The sequence below is a fragment of the Martelella sp. genome (assembly GCF_984369615.1).
This window is the reverse complement of sequence record NZ_CFHTCS010000019.1, coordinates 3,692-25,897: the sequence shown is the minus strand read 5'-3', so window position 1 is coordinate 25,897 and position 22,206 is coordinate 3,692. Positions and strand designations below refer to the sequence as shown.

Sequence of the window (22,206 nt, the reverse complement as noted above, 5' to 3'; positions counted from 1 at the left end):
GGGCCCGTCGTCAGCAGCCCCGAGGGCCGGCTGATCGCCAGCACGATCAGCGTGTAGATCGAGGTTGAGGGATTGGTGATCCAGCCGATGCCCTGAATGCCGAAGACGGCGAGCACCTGGTTGACCACGCCGTCGATCGAGAATAGCTGCCGCCACAGGATCGCGATCGCGATAGACGCGCCGAGCAGCGACGGCAGGTAGAAGATCGCGCGGTAAAGCCCGATCGTCCGCAAGCCCTTGTCGAGCAGCATGGCAACGCCGAGCGCCATGATCAGCCGAAGCGGAACGGCGAAGACGACATAATGGAAGGTGACTTCCAGCGTCTTCCAGAACCGCCGGTCGCGGGTGAACATGTAGATGTAGTTGTCGAGCCCGGTCCAGCGCGGGTCGCCGACCATGTCATAGCGCGTGAATGACAGATAGAGCGAGACCAGGATCGGACCGATGGCGAGCAGGAAGAACCCGATCAGCCATGGCGTCAGGAACATGTAGCCGGAAGCGTTGCGCGCTTTCGTATTCTTCATCGAACCACTCTTTCAGACGGAAGAGCCGGTCCCCGACGCAAAGCGGGGACCGGTCCTTGATCAGCGGGCGCGATCGATGATCGCCTGGGCATCGTCAACGAACACTTCGGCCGCCTGCTGCGGCGCGATGTCGCCGAGCACCACATTGGTGGCGGCACGGATGAAGGCGTCACGCACTTCGCCGGCGCCCTTCGGTTCGGGCGGCGGCAGCGGCCCGACCTTGTCCTGGATGGCGTTGAAGTAGTCCACCGAGACCTTTTCGGCCGGGGTGAAGTCCGGCGCCAGCGCCGCACGGACATCCGGATTGGCGGGAATGCCGCGTTCCAGGCCAAGAACCTTGGTCGCCTCCGGATTGTTGATCCAGTCGTTCATGTACATGATCGCCGCTTCCGGATCCTCGCTGTCGCGCGTCAGACTCATGAACATCGACGGTTTGATGAACTGGCCGGGATCGCCGCCCTGCTTGTGCGGCACCATGGCGGCGCCGACCGGGTCCTGCATCAGCGCCTGAACGCCGACGATCTGGTTCGACCAGAAATTGGAGATCGCGGTATCGCCTGCGACGATGCCGACATCGGACATCGGCAGGTTGGCATCAAGCGACTTGTCGGCGGAGCGAAGCACGCCGGCGTCCCTCAGATCGCGCCAGAACTGCCAGTAATCCGCGATGATATCCGGCGTGACGGTGACGTCGCCCTCGGGACCGAAGAAGCTGCTGCCATTCTGACGGATCCAGACTTCGCAGACTTCGAGAACCACCGAGCAGTCGTCGGAGCCCTTGACCTTGCCGCCGGTCGCCTCGGTAATGGTCTTGCAGACATCGGCGAACTGATCCCAGGTCCAGTTGATCACGTCGGTATCGGCGACGCCGGCTTCCTCGAAGATAGTCTCGTTGTAGACGAAAACCTGGCTGTTGGAGCCGATGTTCAGCGCATAAAGCTTGCCGTCGACCATGCCGCCCTGCAGCGGACCCTTGTCGAAATTCGAGAGGTCGAGGCCGTTGCCGATGAAGGGATCGAGCTCCTGCAGCGCGCCGCGACGCACATATTCGAACAGGAAGCGATAGTCCATCTGCACCAGATCGGCCATGTTGCGGCCGGCTGTCTGGGTGGCCATCTTGGTCCAGTAGTCGCCCCAGCCGATCGTCTCGCCCGACACGGAAATGCCCGGATGGTTCTTTTCAAAGACCTCGATCACCTCAAAGGTGCGTCTGTCGCGCTCAGGATTGCCCCACCAGAAATGGCGGATGCTGCGGTCCTGGGCAAACGCCGGCATGGACGGCAGACCGGCGGCCAGCGCCAGTCCGCCCGTTGTGGTCAGAAATTTTCTACGTGAAACGGCCATAAACTCCTCCTTTTCATGGCAACGATGCCCGGCGATAAAGGCGTCGGAACGCCGCGGGGCCAGACAGGTTTTTTCGCGTGAACGCGCGCTCACATACGCGCGCGTTCAAGAATAGCCGCCGCATCCTCCACAAAGCGCGCGGCTCCGTCTTCGGGCGAAACATAGCCCAGGACGACATCTGTGCCCGTCCGCATGAAGCTGTCCCTGACCTCTCCGACCCCCTTCGGCGCGGGATTGGGCACGGGACCGACCTTGCCCTGAATGCCGGCGTAATAATCGACGACCTTGGCTTCGGTATCGGAGAGCACCGGCATCAGCGCGTCGCGTCCCATCGCGCTCGGCGGAATACCGCGATCGATACCCAGGACCCGAATGGCATCCGGGCTCGACACCCAGTCATTGATATAGGCCAGAACGGCATCGATATTCTCGGCATCGCGGGAAATCGAGAGATACATCGACGGCAATATATATTGCCCGTATGCCATGCCGGCGCGGCGCGGCACCATTGCCAGGCCCACGGGGTCCTGCATCAGGCTCTGAACGGCCACGGCCTGATTGGCATAACGGAAGGTGGTCGCCGTGGTGCCGCTGACGATGCCGAGATCGCTCATCGGCTTGTCGACACGCACGGTCGCGTCCGGGCCCTCGATAATGCCCGCCTTGCGCAGGTCGGTCCAGAACCGCCAATAGGACCCGACGTCCTCGGCCGTCACCTGAAGCTCGCCGTCCTTCGAATAGAGATCATGGCCATTTTCACGGCCCCAGACCTCGAAATTCTCGATATAAAGCGACAAATCCTCGCTGCCGGTAACGGCTCCTTCCGTCGCATCCGTAATCTTCTGGCAGGCATCGGCGAATGTATCCGTCGTCCAGCCGAACCTGTCGAAGGCGACGCCCGCCTCGTCAAAAACGCGCTGGTTATAGGGAATGACCTGGCTCGTCGCGCCGATATTGATGCCGTAGAGCATCCCGTCGACCATGCCGCTATCGAGCGCGCCTTCGTCATAGAAGCTGACATCGATGCCGCTTCCAAGGTAGTCATCAAGCGGGACGAGCGCGCCGCGCTGAACATATTCATGCAGGTAGATATAAGGCATCTGCACAATGTCAGCCATGTTCCGGCCGGCCGTCTGCGTCGCCATCTTGGCCCAGTAATCCCCCCAGCCGATGGTTTCGCCGGACACCGCAATATCGGGGTGGGCCTGCTGAAACCAGTCGATATAGGCGAAGGTGCGCCTGTCGCGCTCCGGATTGCCCCACCAGAAGTGGCGGATGCTCTTTTGCTGCGCCCAGGCCGGAGCAGCCGGCAAGCCGGCGCCAAGCGCCAAACCGCCCGAAACCATCAAGAAAGTCCTGCGAGAAACAACCATAACCCCTCCCTTTTGGAACGCACGGCAAAGGCCGCCCCGTCGTTCAGCCGACCCGCATTGTTCCTCCCGGCAGGCCTTTTCCGACGTGATCCGTTCCAGACTGGCCGCAAATTCAAACATGCGGACCATTTTTTTTGAAACGTCATTCCGTTTTAAATTTACACCACAGGAATTGACCGAATGCAAGTCGAAACTCGCCCTCCCCGGGCTTCGCGTGCATGCGGCAAGTTGCCGGCCCCTGCGTTTGCCGCCGTCGCGCGGACAGAGACAACGCTCGGAAAAAAATCAGCCGGGAAGGAAGAAGCGGAAGCGATGCGGTCCGGAGGCAAGGTGAAGATGACGCCCCGCAAACGGCGCATCGTCGACTGTCACGGCGCCAAGTCCCTCCGGCAGTTCGACATCCGCCGCAACGGAGGGCGGCAGGACCAGATCCCATGCGCCGGCGTCTCCGTCGATCCGCCAGCGGCTTTCCACAGTGCCCGTGCGCGCCTCGTAGGCCGCCGTGACGTGGCCGATGCGGCGATCGAAGACCGGGCGCGCCAGAACATGGCCGTAGCCCGGTCCCGCAGCGCTCCAGTCGATGCCGGCTAGACGCGACCAGATCCACTCGCCGACCGCGCCATAGGCATAATGGTTGAAGGAGTTCATGTTCGGGCTCTGAAAGCCGCCTTCCGGCGTCCAGCCGTCCCAGCGTTCCCAGATGGTCGTTGCGCCGTGGGCAATCGAAAAACCCCAGGAGGGATAGGTTTCCTTCAGCAAGAGATCGACGGCGCGGGCCGACCCGATATGATCGGCAACCACCGGGCAGACATGGCGCACGCCGAGAAAACCTGTCTGCAGGTGCCAGTCCGCCGCCTCGAAGAGCGCCTTGAGGCGAGAGGCCGCCGCGCCGCGCAAGGCCTCGGGCAGGATGGCGAAGTCGAGCGCCAGGAGATAGGCCGTCTGCGTATCGGAGATCAGCCTGCCGTCGCGCCAATAGGCCTCGACAAAGGCCTCTCGCAGGCGCGTGCCCAATGCCGTCCAGCGAGCCCTGTCCCGCCCTGTCGCGCCAGCAATCTTCTCCATCAGGTCGGCGAGATGCACCCAGTAGGCGCTCGCCACCAGGAAGGGATCGGTCTTCGGGCCGACATTCAGCCAGTCGCCGTAATTGTTGTTGTTGCGGTTGACGCGCAGCCCGTCCGGATTGGCGGCCTCGATATAGTCCATCCATGCTACGAAACGGTCGTAGTTCCCGACGAGGAGCTCCCGGTCGCCATAGCGCAGAAAATGGTGCCAGGCCATGATGATGGGGGCATCGCCCCAGCCGGGCGCGCCGGGCTGCGGGGTCAGGCGATAGGGATTGAGCGGCTTGGTCGGGGCGACATCGGGAAAGGCTCCCTCCGGCGACTGTCCGTCGGCAAGATCCACCATCCATTTGTTGAGGAAGGCCTCGACATCCATGTTGTAGCCGGCCGTGCGCCAGAACACCTGCGCATCCGCGGACCAGCCATAGCGCTCGTCGCGCTGCGGGCAATCGGTGGGCACCGACAGGAAGTTGCCGCGCTGGCCCCAGACGATATTCGACAACAGCTTGTTGACCAGCGGGTTGCCGGTTTCGATCCTGCCGCGGACCGGGGTGTCGGTCTGGATGGCGATCGCGGTGATTTCCGGCTCGCTCTCCGCCGCGCCCTCTATGACGAGACCCGCATACTGGAAGCCCCGGAAGGTGAAGCGCGGCTTGAACGCCTCCTCGCCCTTGCCCCCGGCGATGTAGATATCCTCGTTCACCGCGTAGCGCATATTGTCGAGGTAGAGCGCGCCATCCTCGGTCAGCCGCTCGGCAAAGCGCAGGCGGAAGACGGTGCCTGCCGGAGCATTCACCCTGAGTTCGGCATAGCCCGCAAGGTTTTGCGAGAAATCATAGATCCGCATGCCGCCCTTTTCGTGGAGGAAGCGACCTTCGAACCGCGCCACCTCGCGGGCGGGCTGCACGCGCTGTGCATCAAGGAGCGGCGCGCCGGGCTCGGGGATGAAGACCTCGACAGGCTGCCAGGCGGCGGCATCGAAGCCGGCCGCGTTCCAGCCGTCGATCTCGAGGCGCGCGTCATAAGCCTCGCCGGCCAGGAAATCGCTGTAGAGGATCGGGCCTTGCGCCGTCTGCCAGTTGCCGTCGCTGACGACCCTCTCGACGCGCCCATCGGCATATTCCAGGTGGATCTGGCACTTGAAGGCGGGGCGGCCGCCGTAATGGTTGCCGGCGCGGCGCTGGTTGTGGCCGATCCGGCCGGAATACCAGCCCTCGCCGAGGATCGCGCCGATGACATTTTCGCCGGCAGCGAACATGTCTGTCACATCGAAGGTCTGGTATTCGACGCGGGTGTGATAATCCGTCCAGCCCGGCGCCATCACGTGGTCGCCAACGCGGGCGCCGTTGATGAAAAACTCGTAGAGCCCGAGCGCGGTGACATAGGCAAGGGCGCGCACCGGCTTTTCGTCCAGTGCCACGGCCCGGCGCAGATAATCGGCAGGCCGCGCCTGAAACCGGTTGTCGTAGCGGTTGCCCTGCGGCACGTCGCGGCCGGCGGGCAGCACGAAATAACGCGCGATCCACTCCGCCTCCCAGTCCTCGGCCCGAAGCCCGGTGAAAAAACGGACAGGCGGAGCGAAGCCCGAGCCCTGCCCGTCCTCGTCCCAAAGCTCGACCGACCACCAGACGGCGCGGTCGGAGGCGGGCGGCGCGCCGTCCCAGACCATCCCCGGCCAACTGCCCTCTCGCCTGCCGCTGTCGAAGAGGTCGCCCCGCCCCTCCGCGAGGTCATCAAGGTTGCTGCCCGCGACCACCCGGAAGGCCTGTTGCGCCTTCGCATCGCCGCTCACGCTCCAGGAAAAACGCGGCAATTCGCCGTTCAGCCCGCTTGCGTCCTCAAGGGCCGCAACGCGCAGGTTCAAGGCTTTCAGCATCTCTCTGCTCCCCGGATTTCGTGAATGATCTCAAAGCTGAAGCGCGCGGTTTCGGGCATTGCGCACATGCTTGTCCATCGCATCGATGGCGGCGATTCGGTCGCGTTTCTGGATGGCGTCGATCACCGCCAGGTGATCGCCGAAAGCTTCCGGCAGCACGGTCTCGTTGAGCCGGATCCGGTCGAGCTTGATCAGGCGCATGCGGATGGCGTTGATGTTGTAGGCATTGCGCAAGAGCTCGTTGTCGGTGGCGGAGATCAGGAGGTTGTGGAAGCCGGTATCGATCTCCTGGCCGCGCGCCAGAAGCTCCGGCGTCGGCGCCTTTTTCACCGCCTCGACGATATCCGTATGCAGCTTGCGCTGACTTTCAAGCACGGCATCGGACATCTCCCTGACCGCGTGGATCACTGCCTCGCGCTCAAGGGCCGCACGCATCTGGAACGTGTTGCGAATCATAGACAGGTCGATCGCCGGGATCAGGATGCCGCGCTGCGGCAGCACGCTGACGAGCCCCTCGGCCTGAAGCCGCGGCAGAAGCTCGCGCAGCGCGCCGATCGAAAGGTTCAGCATGTCCACCAGCGCGCGCTGGGAGACCATCTGCCCGGGCCTGAGCTGCCCGCTCATCAGCGCATCCTGAAAAAGGTCGTAGGCGGCGTCCTTGACGCCCGCCTGACCGGCCTCGGCCGCACCCTGTTTCACCACGCCCGTTCCTCCTTGCTTTCCCACCACGCCGAAGCATGCGTCACGCGCATGCGCCTCATCCGGCAACCGGCTCGTCCGCGACGCGAACCTTCTGCATGACGTCCGCACCGGCCGGCGAAAGCGGCGGCACCGTTCGGCGGAATGCATCGTCGCCGCGCATTTCCGCAACCAGCGCCTTCAGCGCCGTGGCGCCGCCATGCGCATCCACGGCCTCGATCCGCCGACTGGCCCGAACGCGCAACGCATCGGTAACCGGCCCGGAATAGAGCCTTACTGTATCAGCGGGATAGGGATTTGTCATACCACCGATCATACCAGCGCCGCCGGCGGCAACCATTTCCGGCAGGATCCGGTCATCGCCGGTGAAGATCGACAATTGCGGAAAAGCCTCGATCAGCTTCAGGCCGTCGGCAAGGTTGCCGGTGGAATCCTTGATGCCGATGATGCGTTCTCCGAACCGCTCCAGCATGACCTCAACCAGCGGCACATCGAATGCGACGCCGGAGAAATGCGGAAAATTGTAAAGCACGATCTCGATATCCGGTGATCCGGCCCGCCTGATCATCGCCTCATAGAAGTCGGCAACCGCCTCGCTGGAGGACGGCGTGTAATAATAGGGCGGGATGACCAGCGCCGCCCGCGCGCCGACATCCGCGATCGCCGCAAGCATGCCGCCGGCCTCATCGACGGCAGAGGCAACAACGCCCGGGATATGGCGTTTCATATCCATTCCGGCTGCGGCGAGCGCGCGCAGGGCGGCCGCCTTCTGACGGGTCGAGAAGGAAGCCCCCTCGCCCGTCGTGCCGAATTCGGAAACGAATGAACAGCCTTCGGCAAGCACGAATTCCATATGCGACTTGAGGCGCTGAACGTCGATTTCGAATTCGGGCGTCACCGGCGTGACGCACGCCCCCACAACGCCTCTGAGATCACTGTCCGCCAGCATGATATTCCTTTCCGCATATTGGTCAGATGCTTTATCCTACAACTGATACAATCAGTATTTACATCAGTGATCGAAACCCGTAAAGTCCATTTTGCCCGCCGGGACATTTTGCTACATGAGGAGCCCGGCTGACCTGACGTTTAGGGAGGAATGATCTTGAAGAAGTCACTTATCGCCAAGGCTCTGCTGTGCTCCGTATTCATCGCGACGCCCGCTCTGGCCCAGGATCCGATCGAACTGAAGATGACCGTGCCGAGCGTGCCGACCGACCTGCACACCAAGGCGCTTCATGTCTTCAAGGACGAAATCGAAAAGGAAATGCCCGGCACGTTCGACGTGCAAATCTATGATTCGGGCTCTCTGTTCGGCCAGGGCGCCGATCTCGACGCGCTGCAGCGCGGCAACGCGGAAATGACCTATGTGTCGTACCAGCTGATTGCCGACGCGCTGCCGCAATACGGCCTTCTGACAGCCGGCTACCTGTTCCAGAGCCCGGAACACTACCGCGCCTTCCTGGCAAGCGATATCGGAACGGAGTTCAAGCAGACTGTCTCCGACGAGATGGACATCAAGCTTCTCGACGCCTGCTATCTCGGCACGCGCCAGCTGAACCTGCGCGATGAGATGGACATCCAGACCCCGGACGATCTTGCCGGCGTGAAGCTGCGCATGCCGAGCTCGGATGCATGGCTGTTCCTCGGCCAGGCGCTCGGCGCCAACCCGACGCCGCTGCCCTTCGGCGAGGTCTATCTCGGCTTGCAGACCGGCACGATCGATGCCCAGGACAACCCGCTGCCGACCGTCGAGGCGGCGAAGTTCTACGAAGTCACCGACCAGATCACGCTCACCTCGCATCTTGTCGACGCGATCAACTTCTCCGTCTCCAACATCTTCTGGGATGAACTGGATGACGCGCAGAAGGAAGCCGTCACCAAGGCCGCCAAGGCGGCCTGCGACTGGAACAATGCCGAGCGTGTGAAGGTGGAACAGGACCTCGTTGCCTTCTTCGAAGGCGAAGGCCTGGTCGTCACGACGCCGGATGTCGACGCGTTCCGCGCCCATGTCCAGGAGGCCTACATGAATTCGCCGCGCGCGGCGGACTGGCCCGAAGGCTGGATCGAACAGATCAACCAGCTGGCCGAGTGATCCGCCATGGCGGCCCGAGACAAAGCCCATGCCCTGCGAAAGTGGGGCATTTTTCTAAAAGGCGTCGCGGACACGATCGGCGCCCTGTTCTTTCTTTCGGCCTTTGTCGGCTTCATCATCCAGATCTTCTACCGCTACGTGATGAACCGGCCGCTTCTGTGGACCGAGGAATTCACCATGATCGCCTTCGTCTGGGCGGTCTTCTGGGCGGCGGCGTTTTGCGTGCCGATCCGCGAGCACGTCTCCTTCGACGTTGTCTATGACATCGTCCCGGAGCGCACGCGGCGGCTTTTCACCATGTTTTCCATGGTCATGCTCATCGCCGCCTTCGCCCTGCTGATCCCCTATACCTGGGACTATCTCGATTTTCTGACACGCAAGAAGAGCTCGGTTCTCCGCATTCCGATGAACCTGGTCTATGGCTGCTACCTGCTGTTCCTGTTCGGTTTTACCGTGCAGGCAATCTGGCGGCTCATGCGTCTTTTCGGGCCCAGATGGACCGAAGAGATCTGACGGGGGACTTTTGACATGGCATTTCTTTCCGAGCATGCGCTGATCGTCATGCTGGTCATCATGGTGACGATCACCATCACCGGGCTGCCCTTCGGCATTTCGATGATCGTCGCCAGCATCTTCTACCTGTTTCTGGCCGGCCGCGATGTCGGGCTTGCCGCCGAGAACGTGCTGAATGGCGTGTTCGGCAATTTCGTCGCGCTTGCCGTGCCCCTCTTCATCTTTGCCGCCAATGTGATGAACGAGGGCAAGATTTCCGACAGGCTGCTGGACTTCGCGCTCGCCGTCGTCGGCCGGCTTCCCGGCGGCCTGGCGCAGGTCAACATCTTCACCAGCCTGATCTTTTCCGGCATGAGCGGATCGGCGATCTCGGACGCCGCCGGCGTCGGCAAGATCATCACCGAGATGATGATGAAGGAGGGCCGATACCCGCGCGGATTCGCTGGCGCGCTGACGGCCGCCTCCGCGGTCGTCGGGCCGATCTTCCCGCCGTCGATCCCGATGGTGTTCTATGCGCTGATCTCATCGACGTCGGTCGGCGTACTCTTCCTCGGCGGCGTCGTGCCGGCGATCCTGATGTGCACCGTCATGGCGGTTGCCGTCGGCATCATGGCCAAGGTCCGTGGTTTTCCGATCGAACAGGCCGTGCCGTTCCGCGCCCTGCCGCTGATCATCATCCGCGCCTTCCCGGCGCTCTTGATGCCGATCATCCTGCTCGGCGGCATCTATTCGGGCATATTCACCCCGACCGAGGCAGCCGCCGTTTCGGCGCTTTATGCCCTGCTGCTCGCCGTCTTCGCCTACAGGGTGCTTGGCCTGCGCTCCTTCTGGAACGTGGTGGTCGCCAGCATGAAGACCACGGCGGTCGTCACCATGGTGCTCTGCGGCGCCTTCATCTTCAATTACGTGATCACCGTCGAGCGGGTGCCCCAGGCGGTCTTCCACCTGTTCGAGAGCTTCCAGCTGGAGACCTGGCAGTTCCTGATCCTGCTCAACATCCTCTACCTGCTGCTCGGCTGCATTCTCGATGTATCGACGATCATGCTGGTGGTCACCCCGCTCTTCATTCCGACGGCCGCGGCGCTGGGCATCGATCTCAACCATCTGGGCATCGTGCTGGTCTTCAACATGATGATCGGGCTGATCACTCCGCCCTACGGGATATTGCTCTTCATCATCAAGGCCTTGAACGGGATACCGCTGTCGGAGATGATCCGGGAGACCTGGTTCTTCATGGCGATCCTGATCACCATGCTGCTCGCGCTCACCTTCATCCCGAGCCTCAGCCTTTGGCTGCCGCGCGCCGCCGGCATGCTCTGAGGGCATCGGGCAGCCCGCATGGCGAAAACGGCCGGTCCCGCACCCCGGGACCGGCACATGCATTTAGAGCGCCGTGCGTCCATTCGGACGCACAAAGGACGCTCTAACCTATTGAATCGACGCATCGTGCTTTCCGAAAATCGATTCCGATTTTCGGGCCGATGCGCTCGGGAAAGCTCAGCGCTCAACGAGCTCGATCAGGATGCCGTCGGGATCGCGGCAGAAGGCGACCTTGCTGATGATGTCGCGGTTATAGGCCTGGCGCGGGGCTTCCACCATTTCCACGCCGGCCGCCTCCAGCCTTGCGTAAAGCGCCTCGACATCGTCGAAACGAAAGGTCAGGTGGCGAAGGCCGGCGCGCCCGGCGGCGACATCCTCGGCCTTGAGCGCGCCGGTCGCAGGCCCCATGATCTCCAGCATGCCGTTGCCGGCATCCAGAAAGCAGAGCTGATGGCCCGCCCGGTGCCGGTCGATCGGCGCGCCATCGGAGCGCTCGTCGCCGGAGCGACGGACGACCAGTTTCAGGCCGAGCAGATCGACGTAGAAATTCAGGCTCTTGTCGATGTTGCTGACGGTCATGCCGACATGCTCGAAACCCTTCAGCATGGGCGCTCACACCTCCTCATTCTTCCGCTTCGCCGGATGAGAAGCGGCCAAGCTCATCGGCCCGCAGGAGCTCATCCGTGACATTGTTGATATGACGTTCCATGGCGTGGCGCGCGGCCTCGCCGTTGCGCATCTTCAGGCCGGCCACGATGGCGTAGTGATCGCCGATCCACAAGGCGCGAACCTTCGGCGCATGGATGTGACGATGCACGCGGCTCCACATGCGCGATGTGTCCCGCTGGTCCCAGAGCGCCTGGATCATCGACAGGATGATCGCGTTGCCGGTCATGTTGGCGATGGTCAGGTGAAATTCACGGTCGCCTTTCTCGTTGAGGAACACCTCGTCGGTCTCAAGCTGCATGCGCTCGATGCATTCCTCTAGTTCCATGATGTCGTAGCGCGTGGCCCGTTCGGCCGCGAGAGCCGCCGCACTCGACTCCAGCGCCAGCCGTGCCTCCAGAAGCTCGAAAGGACCCGGTCCGATATCGGTGTTGAGCGCGTCGAAGGACAGTGCGTTGACATGGGCCGGCAGCACGACGATGCCGGCGCGGCCGCGAACCTCGACAATGCCGCGCATTTCAAGCGCGATGACGGCCTCGCGCACGACCGTGCGGCTGACCTCCAGCTGTTCGGCAAGCTCGCGTTCGGACGGCAGGTGCCAGCCGGGGCGGCCCTGATTCTCCTCGATCATCCGCGCGATCCGTCGCGCGACGACCTGATAGAGCCGCTTGGCGGCGAGCAGGCGCACCTTTCGGCCGCCGCCCGTGCCTTCTTCTTCGCCCTCTCGGTTCTCCGCCACGGCCGGACTATCCCAATTCAGGCAGCCACGACCGGTAGAGCGGATGGTCTGCCGTGATCGGCATCGGCGCAGGAAGGCCGCTCCGGTCGGAATGGTAGGCCGCCGTCACCAGTTCCAGAGAATTGCGCGCGTCCTGAAGCGTTACCGGCGGCGCGCCGCCTTCCGCAAGCGCATGATAGAACAATTCGAACTGGCGGGTGTAGCCGTCCTCGGTTTTCGGCATTTCGGCGAATGCCGCCTCCACCAGCTTCTGGTGCGCCTCGTCCTTCGCAATGAAGCGCCAGGGGTCGCGGCCCATCGTATAGGGTTCGTGGATACTCTCCGCCGTCACATTCTCGAAGCAGAAGCGCAGGCGCGAAATCTCCTCATGCGAGTTGAGCGTCATCGAAAGCGCCGCGAGCGAACCGTTCTTCATCCTGACGGCGAGCGCCATCGTATCCTCGGTCTCGATCTCATTGTTGAGCGTCGCGCCATAGGCGAAGACCTCGTCGCAGGGTCCGTGGATGTAATTCAGCATGTCATGGGCATGGATGGCATGGCCGACGAGGCCGCCTCCAAGCTCGGTCTTCCACTTGCCGCGCCAGTCGACGGCAAAATAGTCCGGCGCGCGCCACCAATGGGTCTCGATCGTGGTCATGAAGGCGCGTCCGGTCAGGCCAAGCTCCACCAGCCGCTTCAGTTTCTGCAGGCCCATGCCATAGCGATACTGGAAGATCGGCATGATCGTGCGGCCGGTCGCTTTTGCGATCTCGGCCATCGCGTCGACATCGGCAACCGAACCGAACAGCGGCTTTTCGCAGATGACGTGCTTGCCCGCCTCGAGCGCCCGGCGGGCGAGATCGAAATGACTGTGCGGCGGGGTGCAGATGTCGATGATATCGATGTCGTCGCGCGAAAACAGGGTTTCGGCGTTCTGGACATATTCGGGAATGCCGTATTTCTCGCAGAGGCCGCGGCCGCGATCCTCGTCGAGCGAGCAGAGCACCGGCACCTCGAACAGGTCCGCATTCCATCCGAAACCTGTGAGATGGCGCTCGGCAATGCCCGCGCCGATCACGGCGACACGAAATTTCCTTGTCATGGCAGTCGTCTCTCCTGAACCCGTCTATCGCGGGGAAATGTCGGCAGCCCTGGCCTGGGCCTCAAGGGACAGGCGGCAGACCTCGAAAACATGGTCATGGGTCATCGCCGTCTCGGTCCTGTCCCGCACATCCGCGATGAAACGGCCGAAATATTCGATCGGCTCCTGCGAGCAATCGATATATTCGACGCCCGCCTTGTTGACGAGGAAGAGATGATCCTTGCCGTCCCGGCCGGCGATATCGACGTATTTTCGAAGCTCGATATAGCCGTCGGTTCCCAGAATGGTCAGGCGGCCATCGCCCCATGTGGGCAGACCGTCGGGCGTGAACCAGTCGACGCGGATATAGCCGGAGGCGCGGTCGCTGCGCAGCAGCACTTCGCCGAAATCCTGGAATTCGGCGGCTTCCCGGGTGCCGAAATTGCCGATGCTGGAAGCGACGACTTCGCCCTTCCGCGCGCCGGTGAAGAACAGGAACTGGTCGATCTGGTGCGAGGCGATGTCGACGATGATGCCGCCGAAACGCTCCGGCCTGAAAAACCAGTCCGGGCGCGTGTCGAACTGCTTGCGGTGCGGCCCCATGCCGAGCGTCTGCACGACCGTGCCGATCGCGCCTTCCCGCACCAGCTTGCCGGCCTTGACGGCGGAACGCACGCAGTGCCTCTCGGAAAAACAGATGGAAAAGATCCGTCCGGTCCCGGCAACCGCCGCCTTCACGGCCTCAAGTTGCTCCGGCGAGGTCACCCCCGGCTTGTCGACCATCACATCCTTGCCCGCCTCCATGGCGCGGATCGCCAGATCAGCCCGGTCTGCGGGAACCGCGGCGATGCAGATGACGTCAATTTCGGGATCGGCGAAGATCGCATCCCGGTCCAGAACGGGGGTATCGGGATAGGTTTCCCGCATGGTTTCGATCAGCGCCGGCGCCGTCGTCTGCTCGCAATAGCCGACAAACTCCGCGCCGGCCGCGATCAGCCCCTTGACCTGTCCGAAAATATGCCCGTGGTCGATGCCCACGGCCGCAAACTTCACCATGCAGTCTCTCCTCCGTATTGCAGGGAAAGCCGCGCGAACGCCTGGAACAGGGATCGTCCGAAGCGCGGCGCGCCTCCATCTGGACAGACCAGACAAGAAAGCCGTCTGTCTGTCAAGACGCACGCAGAAAAAGAGGCGCAATGGACTTCACCCTTTTTTCAAAGCCTTTCCGGTTCAGGAACGCGCGGGAGATAATGACCGCCGGGCGAGCGCAAGATATTGGTCCGACCACAAGCCGGCCGCGGCGCACCATCGCCGGCAAGCCGCCCCTCCGACAATCGGTGGCGTCAGGACGCGTCGGACGGACCTGCCTCGCCGATTGACGCCGGCTCCCCGCCGACATCGATTGCGAAGCCGTCGATGGGAAAGCCGTACAGCGTAAACTGCGAAAGGCCCAGCGCCGCGCGCAGGGTGGCGTTGACAAGATGGCACTGCAGGAGAGCGACGTCGAGATCGCGCTCGCTGTCGCTGCGCGCGATAAGCGCGTCATAATAATCTTCTTCCGCATTCAGGAGATCGGTCAGATTGCGGGTTCCCAGATCGAAATACTGGCTTCTGTAAAGCGTTCTGGTTTCGTCAAGAAGCCGGGTCTGCGTCCCGGAGGACGCAATCAGTTCGCGCGCATTGGCCATCTCGGTCCCGGCATCGAGCGCTTCCAGCGTCGCCTTTCTGCGCATCGTGTCGAGACTGGCCTCAGCGGCCGCCACGGCCTCTTCTGCGGCCTGACGGCCCGCCTCGATGGCGCCGCCCTGAAACAGTGTCGGCAGGACATTGAAGTTCACCCCGACGCGAAACCCTTCATCATAGAGCGGCTGGCGACCGTAGGCCTCGGCGGCGATTCCGGGCAGGCGCGCCTTCCGGGCATCCTCATAGTCAAGCGTTGCCTGCGCGACCTTCAGGTTCGCCAGCGCTATGTCGGGCAGGCTGCCGGCAATCGTCGTCGACGGCGTGCAGGTCCCGAGCGCGTCCAGCAGTTCGGACTTCAGGCTCACCGCGGCAGGCCCGGCATATTCACGAAGCTGGTTGGCTGCCCTGTCGCGCTCCGACTTCATCTCGAGAAGGTCGTGGCGGGCCTGCTCGACGCTGTTGGCCGCCGCCAGCACGTCCGACTGGGTGGTCGCGCCTGCCGTCGCGCGCTGCCCGATGAGATCGTTCAACGCGCTCAGGCGCTTCACCCTTTCCTCGCCGATAGCGACATTGTCGCGGTAGCGGCTGAATTCGGCATAGGCTTCAAGAACATCCATCAGGACGGCGTCAGCGTCGCTCTGAAACTGCAGAACGGCCTCCTGCGCCGCGATATCGGCGCGTGCGACCTTGCGGTCGGTCCTGCCAAAATCGAACAGCATCTGGTTTGCCGACAGGACAAAGGACGGACCGTCGGCATCGCCAACGCCGCCCGTGACGCCGCCGCTGACCATCGGCAAATAACCGCCCTTGGCCACCTTGATATTGCCCGTCGCCTCGCGGATGGTCGCCGCGCGTTCCAGCATCTGCGGGCTTTGGTAGAGCGCAACCCTTACCAGCCCGTCAAGGCTCTGACCCGCAGCGGCTATATCCGCAGGCTGCTCCACCTCCGGCCGCTCCTCCCGGATCGCGCCGGTTCTGTCTTCAAACGAGACCGATGGCCGTCCGCTTCCGGCTGTCGAGCAGCCTGCAAGGGCGGTCGACAGACCCAGAAGAAGCGCGAACGACAACATCTGTGCGGCGGTCGCCGCACAGTGCCTATTCCGATTTTTCACTGCATTTCCACATCATGATGCGCTGAGGCGTTCCTCAAGGCATATGTCTCACATCTGCGATTTTGCCCCCGAGCGGAACACAGGCACAGATTGCTGCGGGAAAGCGACGAATCATTACCTATGGTAACATAGTCGGAAAAATGCAACCCTACAACTCAGTTGCGGCTGACCATCAGTTCCCGGCATTGCGGCCTGCGCCAGACGGTCTCGTCAACCTGCTGTGCATTGCCGAACAGAACCTTGTACTGGCAGACGAGTTCGCCATCGTCAGCCGTCACGAATTTGAGGTTGTAATCCCAGGTCACCTTGTTGCCGCGACGCGTTACCTTGATCGGTTCGCCCAGAAGCGCGGCGACCTTGTCCCGGCCGACGCCGATCTCCACCTGGCGGACGAGATCGACGGTTACCGGCTTGCCGTTCCGCACGAAATAGGCGTCAAGCTCCGTCAGAGACGGCGCCACGCTTTCGAACCGCATCTTCGGATTGTGCACGTCCAGCATTCCGGCGAACGCGGCGCCCGAGGTGATGAGGCCGGCCAGCGCCGCGGTGGAAATCGTCTTCAGCATTTCAGTCTCCTTTTGGGTTTTGGATTGATGTCGAGGCTTCCCGCAGGCGGGCGGTCAGCGCTCGCGCAGGGCTTCCCGGCCCCGGTTGAGGGGTTTGACGAGATAGTCCCAGATGGTCTTCTCGCCTGTTCTGATATCGACGGTGGCGATCATGCCGGGCGTTATCGGAAAGCGCTTGCCGGAAGCGTTCTCGAGCGCGTCCGAGGCCGTGCGGATATAGACGCGATAGTAGAGATTTTCCGGATTGATCTCGTCGCGGATCGTGTCGGGCGAAATGCTCTCGACCGTGCCTTCGAGCCCGCCATAGACCGAATAGTCATAGGCTGTGATCTTCACCAGAGCCTCTTGTCCCGGATGAATGAAGGCAATGTCGCGCGGGGAAATACGGGCTTCGATCAGCAACTGGTCATTGAGCGGCACGATGGTCATGACCGCGCCGTTCGGAGACACGACGCCGCCGATCGTCGTCACCGCGACGTCCTTGATGATCCCGTGAACCGGCGAAAGGATCGTCGTGTGATCGATCGTGTCCTCAAGCCCGTGGAGCGTCGACAGAAGGGACTGGACCTCAGCCTGCGCCTCGGCCAGCTTCTCGCCGCTTTCGATGACGTATCTGGCGCGCAGGTCGTCCATCTTCAGCTTGATATCGCCGCGATCGCGCTTCAGCCTGATCAGTTCGACCTTGCTCGCCGCCCCCGTCTCCACCAGAGGCGCCGTCAGCCTGAGCTGCTCGTCGATCAGCGCCATGTCCGCTTCCATATCGGCGAGCGATTCACGGTAGCTGCCCTGACGCGCGACAAACAAGGCTTCCTCGGAAGCCCTGAGTTCTGGATAGCCATCCAGCGCCTCGGGAAAGTGCACGGCTTCGGCGCCGGTCACTTCGGCCTGAAGGCGCGCGGCCTGCGCGAGCGAGGCCCGATAGCGCGCCGCGGTCTCGTCGTATTCGGCCTGGGCGCGGGTCGGATCGAGCCGCGCGAGCACCTGCCCCTTGTCGACGATGTCGCCGGCACTGACATCGAGTTCGGCGAGGATGCCGCCGTCGAAGGACTGGATCATCTGTTCGTGCGAAAGCGGCACGACCGTTCCCGGCCCAGAGGACACTTCCTCGACCGAAAAAACATAGGCCCAGGCGAAGAAGGCGCCGAGGACGAGCGTCAGCACAAGCACGATCCGGCTCGCGCCGCTGGCGCTCATCTCATCGCCGGATATCAGATCATCATAAGCGCTCGAGGTCACTTCGCGCCCTCCCTGCGCCTGGTTGCAGCGGTCGCCTCGCCCTTGCGCAGGCGCGCGAGGATGTTGTCGCGCGCGCCGTCCATGATGATCCGGCCGTTGGACACCACGATCAACCGGTCCACGAGGGTGAGAACCGACGGCTTGTGCGTCGCGACGAGCAGCGTGGTGCCCGCGCCGAGTGCGCCAAGGGCCGCGAGCACCTTCTGCTCGGCCGTCTCATCAAGCGCCGAGGTGGGCTCGTCGAGGAGGACCACGAACGGTTCGCGCAACAGCAGACGCGAAAGAATGATGGCCTGACGCTGGCCGCCGGAAAGGCCGATGCCGCCCTCCTGTATCTGCCGATCGAGGCCCTCGGGCGTGGCGCGAACAAATTCCCAGGCGCCAGTGCGCTCGAGGGCCTCAATCAGCTCCTCGTCGCGAGCACTGGGCGCGCCGAGGCATAGGTTTTCGCGGATCGTGCCGTAAAACAGCCGCGCATTCTGGCCGGCAAGACCAATGTGGCGACGAAGGTCCGCGGGATCGACATGGCCGATATTGACGCCATCGACCAGCACGGTGCCCGAGCGCGGTTCCATCAGCCCCGAAAGGCCCTGCAGCAGGGTCGACTTGCCGGCGCCGTTGCGTCCGATGATGCCGATCTTCGAACCTGCCGCGATCTTCAGTTCGTCGATGGTCAGAACCGGCTCCTTCTCGTAGGCAAAGACCGCATTCTTGAAGTGGAAGTCGCCCTCGATAACCGGCTTGTGAATGCGCTTTGCATTCTCGGGATGATCGACCGGCAGCATCATGATCTTGTCGAGGCTTTCGCCGGCGATCTTGGCCTGCTGCCAGCGATTGAGAATCTGAGTCACGCTTGCAAGCGGGGCCAGCATGCGCGTCGACAGCATGGCGGCGGCAACCAGCGCGCCCGTCGTCATGTCGCCGAACATCACCGCCGGCGCGCCGGCCGCGACAACGGCGATATAGACCATGCCCTGAACGGTTTGCGTCCAGTTGCCGAGCGTGCCGACGAGGTCGCGCAGCTTCATGCCGCTGTCGGCGTTGACCGCATTGTAGTGGTTCCAGTGGTTCTGGAACCGGTCCTCGGCCTGCAAGAGCTTGATATCGTCAAGCCCCTGGACGGCCTCGACCAGCATGGCGTTGCGCAGCGCGGATTCGCGCATATTGGCCTTGGCAAGCCGGTGCAGCTTCTTTTGAGACAGGATGCCGGGCGCAATCAGAAGCACGACGGCCACGGCCGGCACCCAGACCAGATTGCCGGCGACCCACCAGAAGATCGCGCAGAACAGAAGAAAGAAGGGAATGTCCGCAATCGCCGCAATCGCCGACGAGGTCATCATCTCGCGCACGTGCTCCAGCTCGCGAAGCTGGGCGATAAAGGTGCCGGTTGCCTGCGGACGGGCCGTGTTCTTGACCCTCAGCGCATGGCCGAACACCTTGTCGGAGATGCGCAGGTCGGCGCGCTTGCCCAGAACATCGGTGATCTTCATGCGCATCTGGCGCATCACGAAAGCGAATATGACAGCGATAAGCGCGCCGCCGCCGAGCACGAACAGCGTCGGATAGGATTGCGCGGGCACCACCCGGTCATAGACCTGCATGGAGAAGATGACGCTGGCGAGCGCAAGGACATTGGCCGCAAGCGACGCCAGCATGATCGAGACATAGGGTCTGAGATCGGACAGAACGATCGAACGCAGCCAGTGCTTGCTGTAAGGTTCGATATAGGCGTCGATCCGTCCGTCCGGCATGCCGCCGGCCGGCCGGATGACCGCAACGAGTTCGATGCGATCTGCAAGCGCACCGATTGCGGTATCGGAGGCAAGACCGCCATCGCCCGAAAAGGTCAGCGCGAAGTGTTCCCCATTGCGCTTGCCTGCGACCGCGACCTGGCCATCCCTGAAGACCAGAATGACCGGCAGGCGCATCTGCGTGATCTTCCTGATATCCGTGTCGATGAACCTGACGGCCATGCCGGCCTGGCGCGCAAGCCTGCCGAACCGCCCTTTCCTGTCGCCGTGGCCGTCCCAGGCATCGGCGAGCCGAAGCTGTTCCGGCGAACAGTCGATCCGGTAGTGAGCGGCGACCGTCAGCAGCGCCTCGATCCACCGGGCCGAAACGGCCCCGGCTTCAAGCTCGGCCTCGCCGCCTTGATCGCGATCTTTGTTGATGTGGATATTCATCGGCGTGCACGGCTTTCAGGAACGGAGTTCTGCAGCCGGGGCATGGCCCCGGCTGCTGCAAATGCCTTGTCGACAGGGGACGGGGGATCACCCCACCAGCATGGCGTGATCGTCGAGTTCGTCGAGCTCGACGCTGAACGTGCCGGCATCGGCGATGGATCCGCCGTCGGTCGCCGCGCTCGCATGGCTTTCCTCGGGCAGATAGGCATCAAGGCTTTCGTTCGTGTCCTCATAGACGAGACTGGCGATCCCGATGTCCTCCGCCGCATCCACGGGAGCGGCATCCTCGCCTGTCGGCTCTGCATCGAGCGCGGCAAGGCCGAGCGTTTCGACGGAAAGGTCCTCAGTATCGCCATTGTCGAAAGCCATGCCGCGCGCGGCGGCGCCGGTCATATCGCTTTGAACGTCGATCGTCAGGGAAGCCGCGCTGGTATCGCCGCTGTCATCCGTCAGGACATAGTCGAAGGTTTCCAGCCCGGCGCCCGTCTCGGCGTCGGCCTTGTAGGTCCAGTCGCCGGTCTCGAAGTCGAAGATCAGCTTGCCGCCCTGGTCGGTTTCCACGTTGAGGATGGACCCGGTGCCCGCAGCATCGCCGTGGCTGTCGGTGATGCCGTTCAGATCGTAGGTGTAGGTCTCGCCATCGACCGCGATCGACAGGATGCGTCCGCCGTCGATCCCCAGAAGATCGTCATCCGCCGTGCCCGCGACGCCGTCGGCGCCGTGCAGCACGTTGCCGGACACATCGACCTCCTTGAGCAGATCGAGCAGCGAGTCGACCAGAACGTCGAAGTTCGAGACTTCCACGACGTGATTGTCGCCGTCGGCCTGATCGACATCCTGCAGGCGTTCCACGCTGATGCCCTGGCCGATGCCGACCGTCTGCACCGTGATATCGTTGTCCGCGACAAAATCATCCCAGGCGGCGGCAGTGGCGCTGGTTAGCGAGTGGTCGACCTGCCAGCCATTATTGCCCCAGTGCTGCTGCGTCTGCTCGGTGGGTTCGCCGTCGCTCATGAAGAAGACGCGGTTGTCATACCCGTCAAGCGGCGCGTAGGTCTCCATCGTCTTCTGAATTCCGGCCGTATAGTCGGTCCCGCCATTATAGGGACGGCTCGACGACCATGCGTCGACCTGGGCGGCGAAGGCATCATAGCTCGTGAACGACACGGTGGAGCGCGCGTCCGACGAGAATGCCACAAGCTGGATCTGCACGTCGCCGGTCGTGCCCTCGAAGAAGGCCTGCCCCGCCGTCTTGACCGCGCTCAGCATGGCCTGGGCTTCTGTGTTGTTGACGCTGCCGCTGAAGTCGAGAACGAAGGCGATGTTGAAATTCCCGTCGCTCTTGAAGTCGTCGCCGGCAAGCGTCAGACTCATATCGTCGTCATTGGCGAGCGGCGCGGTGCGAGCAAAGCCCTCGGTATCCGCGCCTTCGGAGCCGAGATTGCCCACCGTGTCGGTATAGCTCCCGTCGGCAACCGTGACGGTGACATCGCCCCCGGCCTTTTCGGGCGTGACCGTCGCGGTCCAGGTGGTGTCGTTGATCCTGACGAGGTTCGAGAGCGAGCCGTTGGCAACGGAGACATCGCCGGCCTCAAAGCCGGTCACGGCTTCCGAGAAGGTGAAGGTGACCGTGCCGGTCTGGCCTTCGTTGACGATATCGACCGCGACGGAGGGACCGTCGACATCGAAGCTCTCGCTGTCGGTACCTTGCTCACCTTCATTGCCGGCCATATCCGTGTAGGAACCGTCGGCGACGGTGGCCGTCACCTCGCCATTGCCGGTCGGCGTGATCGTGACCGTCCAGACCTGATTGCCGTCGGCATCCTCCGACCATGCGCCATCCGTGCCGAGATCGGCATTCTCAAGCGCCAGATCGGTTGCCGGGTCGAAGCTTGCGCGGTCGGTATCCGGCGAGAAGGTCAGCACCAGTTCGCCATCCTGGCCATTGTCGGTGATGACAACGCCGACCTCGGGGGCAGTGCGGTCGAAGGCCTCGACATCCGAGCCCTGCGAACCGGCATTGCCGGCAAGGTCGGTATAGGAGCCGTCGGCCACGGAAACCGTGACATCGCCGGTCGCGGCCGGGGTCACCGTCGCCGTCCAGGTGGTGTCGTTGATCCTGACGAGGTTCGAGAGCGAGCCGTTGGCAACGG

General features: G+C 62.9%; 18 protein-coding genes. 3 read left to right on the top strand and 15 right to left on the bottom strand.

Features of this window, described 5'->3' with window-relative positions; genetic code table 11:
• The 6 genes from AC5DC2_RS03360 to AC5DC2_RS03335 form a co-directional block, all read right to left on the bottom strand.
• On the bottom strand, nt 1-524 hold a 524-nt coding region (locus tag AC5DC2_RS03360), incomplete at its 3' end, for a carbohydrate ABC transporter permease (RefSeq protein WP_491697461.1).
• Nucleotides 525-584: 60 nt separating this feature from the next.
• Nucleotides 585-1,868, bottom strand: a complete 1,284-nt coding sequence (locus AC5DC2_RS03355) for an ABC transporter substrate-binding protein (RefSeq protein WP_491697460.1) — start codon at nt 1,866-1,868, stop codon at nt 585-587.
• Between the two features lie 89 nt (nt 1,869-1,957).
• Complete coding sequence (locus AC5DC2_RS03350) at nt 1,958-3,214, bottom strand: ABC transporter substrate-binding protein (RefSeq protein WP_491697459.1); 1,257 nt, start codon at nt 3,212-3,214, stop codon at nt 1,958-1,960.
• A gap of 312 nt (nt 3,215-3,526) precedes the next feature.
• Nucleotides 3,527-6,181 carry a family 78 glycoside hydrolase catalytic domain gene (locus tag AC5DC2_RS03345; RefSeq protein WP_491697458.1) on the bottom strand — a complete coding sequence of 885 codons (2,655 nt, stop codon included), beginning with the start codon at nt 6,179-6,181 and terminating at the stop codon, nt 3,527-3,529.
• Nucleotides 6,182-6,211: 30 nt separating this feature from the next.
• Nucleotides 6,212-6,883 carry a GntR family transcriptional regulator gene (locus tag AC5DC2_RS03340; RefSeq protein WP_491697457.1) on the bottom strand — a complete coding sequence of 224 codons (672 nt, stop codon included), beginning with the start codon at nt 6,881-6,883 and terminating at the stop codon, nt 6,212-6,214.
• A gap of 55 nt (nt 6,884-6,938) precedes the next feature.
• A complete protein-coding gene (locus AC5DC2_RS03335) occupies nt 6,939-7,829 on the bottom strand; it encodes a dihydrodipicolinate synthase family protein (protein ID WP_491697456.1) in 891 nt (296 codons plus the stop codon).
• A 156-nt stretch (nt 7,830-7,985) separates the two neighbouring features.
• Between AC5DC2_RS03335 and AC5DC2_RS03330 the strand changes: the two genes are divergently transcribed.
• From AC5DC2_RS03330 to AC5DC2_RS03320, 3 genes are read left to right on the top strand one after another with little or no spacing between them, the layout of a single operon-like run.
• On the top strand, nt 7,986-8,975 hold the full coding sequence (locus AC5DC2_RS03330) for a sialic acid TRAP transporter substrate-binding protein SiaP (RefSeq protein WP_491697455.1): 990 nt from the start codon (nt 7,986-7,988) through the stop codon (nt 8,973-8,975).
• Nucleotides 8,976-8,981: 6 nt separating this feature from the next.
• On the top strand, nt 8,982-9,488 hold the full coding sequence (locus tag AC5DC2_RS03325) for a TRAP transporter small permease (RefSeq protein ID WP_024706940.1): 507 nt from the start codon (nt 8,982-8,984) through the stop codon (nt 9,486-9,488).
• Nucleotides 9,489-9,503: 15 nt separating this feature from the next.
• Nucleotides 9,504-10,808, top strand: a complete 1,305-nt coding sequence (locus AC5DC2_RS03320; RefSeq protein WP_024706941.1) for a TRAP transporter large permease — start codon at nt 9,504-9,506, stop codon at nt 10,806-10,808.
• A 177-nt stretch (nt 10,809-10,985) separates the two neighbouring features.
• On the opposite strand, the gene AC5DC2_RS03315 is transcribed toward AC5DC2_RS03320, so the two are convergent.
• The 9 genes from AC5DC2_RS03315 to AC5DC2_RS03275 form a co-directional block, all read right to left on the bottom strand.
• Complete coding sequence (locus AC5DC2_RS03315) at nt 10,986-11,414, bottom strand: VOC family protein (RefSeq protein ID WP_491697454.1); 429 nt, start codon at nt 11,412-11,414, stop codon at nt 10,986-10,988.
• Nucleotides 11,415-11,430: 16 nt separating this feature from the next.
• Nucleotides 11,431-12,213 (bottom strand): FadR/GntR family transcriptional regulator, encoded by a 783-nt coding sequence (locus AC5DC2_RS03310; RefSeq protein WP_024706943.1) that lies wholly within the window; start codon nt 12,211-12,213, stop codon nt 11,431-11,433.
• A 7-nt stretch (nt 12,214-12,220) separates the two neighbouring features.
• A complete protein-coding gene (locus tag AC5DC2_RS03305; protein WP_024706944.1) occupies nt 12,221-13,294 on the bottom strand; it encodes a Gfo/Idh/MocA family protein in 1,074 nt (357 codons plus the stop codon).
• 24 nt (nt 13,295-13,318) lie between these two features.
• Nucleotides 13,319-14,329, bottom strand: a complete 1,011-nt coding sequence (locus AC5DC2_RS03300; protein ID WP_491697453.1) for a Gfo/Idh/MocA family protein — start codon at nt 14,327-14,329, stop codon at nt 13,319-13,321.
• A 287-nt stretch (nt 14,330-14,616) separates the two neighbouring features.
• A complete protein-coding gene (locus AC5DC2_RS03295) occupies nt 14,617-16,068 on the bottom strand; it encodes a TolC family protein (protein WP_491697452.1) in 1,452 nt (483 codons plus the stop codon).
• Nucleotides 16,069-16,223: 155 nt separating this feature from the next.
• The gene (bamE, locus tag AC5DC2_RS03290; RefSeq protein WP_491697451.1) at nt 16,224-16,634 is read right to left on the bottom strand and encodes an outer membrane protein assembly factor BamE domain-containing protein; all 411 of its coding nucleotides are present in this window, start codon (nt 16,632-16,634) and stop codon (nt 16,224-16,226) included.
• A gap of 54 nt (nt 16,635-16,688) precedes the next feature.
• Complete coding sequence (locus tag AC5DC2_RS03285; RefSeq protein ID WP_491697450.1) at nt 16,689-17,870, bottom strand: HlyD family type I secretion periplasmic adaptor subunit; 1,182 nt, start codon at nt 17,868-17,870, stop codon at nt 16,689-16,691.
• Nucleotides 17,867-20,053 (bottom strand): type I secretion system permease/ATPase, encoded by a 2,187-nt coding sequence (locus AC5DC2_RS03280; RefSeq protein ID WP_491697449.1) that lies wholly within the window; start codon nt 20,051-20,053, stop codon nt 17,867-17,869. Before AC5DC2_RS03280 ends, AC5DC2_RS03285 begins: the two co-directional genes overlap by 4 nt.
• 87 nt (nt 20,054-20,140) lie before the next feature.
• The coding region (locus AC5DC2_RS03275; RefSeq protein ID WP_491697448.1) for an Ig-like domain-containing protein at nt 20,141-22,206 on the bottom strand (2,066 nt) is incomplete at its 5' end.

What these genes read in the sequence shown, in the direction of transcription:
- AC5DC2_RS03350 (WP_491697459.1), bottom strand. Translation starts at nt 3,214, where the DNA reads ATGGTTTCGGGCGGTTTGGCGCTTGGCGCCGGCTTGCCGGCTGCTCCG.
- AC5DC2_RS03355 (WP_491697460.1), bottom strand. Translation starts at nt 1,868, where the DNA reads ATGGCCGTTTCACGTAGAAAATTTCTGACCACAACGGGCGGACTGGCG.
- AC5DC2_RS03345 (WP_491697458.1), bottom strand. Translation starts at nt 6,181, where the DNA reads ATGCTGAAAGCCTTGAACCTGCGCGTTGCGGCCCTTGAGGACGCAAGC.
- AC5DC2_RS03315 (WP_491697454.1), bottom strand. Translation starts at nt 11,414, where the DNA reads ATGCTGAAGGGTTTCGAGCATGTCGGCATGACCGTCAGCAACATCGAC.
- AC5DC2_RS03325 (WP_024706940.1), top strand. Translation starts at nt 8,982, where the DNA reads ATGGCGGCCCGAGACAAAGCCCATGCCCTGCGAAAGTGGGGCATTTTT.
- AC5DC2_RS03300 (WP_491697453.1), bottom strand. Translation starts at nt 14,329, where the DNA reads ATGGTGAAGTTTGCGGCCGTGGGCATCGACCACGGGCATATTTTCGGA.
- AC5DC2_RS03335 (WP_491697456.1), bottom strand. Translation starts at nt 7,829, where the DNA reads ATGCTGGCGGACAGTGATCTCAGAGGCGTTGTGGGGGCGTGCGTCACG.
- AC5DC2_RS03320 (WP_024706941.1), top strand. Translation starts at nt 9,504, where the DNA reads ATGGCATTTCTTTCCGAGCATGCGCTGATCGTCATGCTGGTCATCATG.
- bamE (WP_491697451.1), bottom strand. Translation starts at nt 16,634, where the DNA reads ATGCTGAAGACGATTTCCACCGCGGCGCTGGCCGGCCTCATCACCTCG.
- AC5DC2_RS03280 (WP_491697449.1), bottom strand. Translation starts at nt 20,053, where the DNA reads ATGAATATCCACATCAACAAAGATCGCGATCAAGGCGGCGAGGCCGAG.
- AC5DC2_RS03305 (WP_024706944.1), bottom strand. Translation starts at nt 13,294, where the DNA reads ATGACAAGGAAATTTCGTGTCGCCGTGATCGGCGCGGGCATTGCCGAG.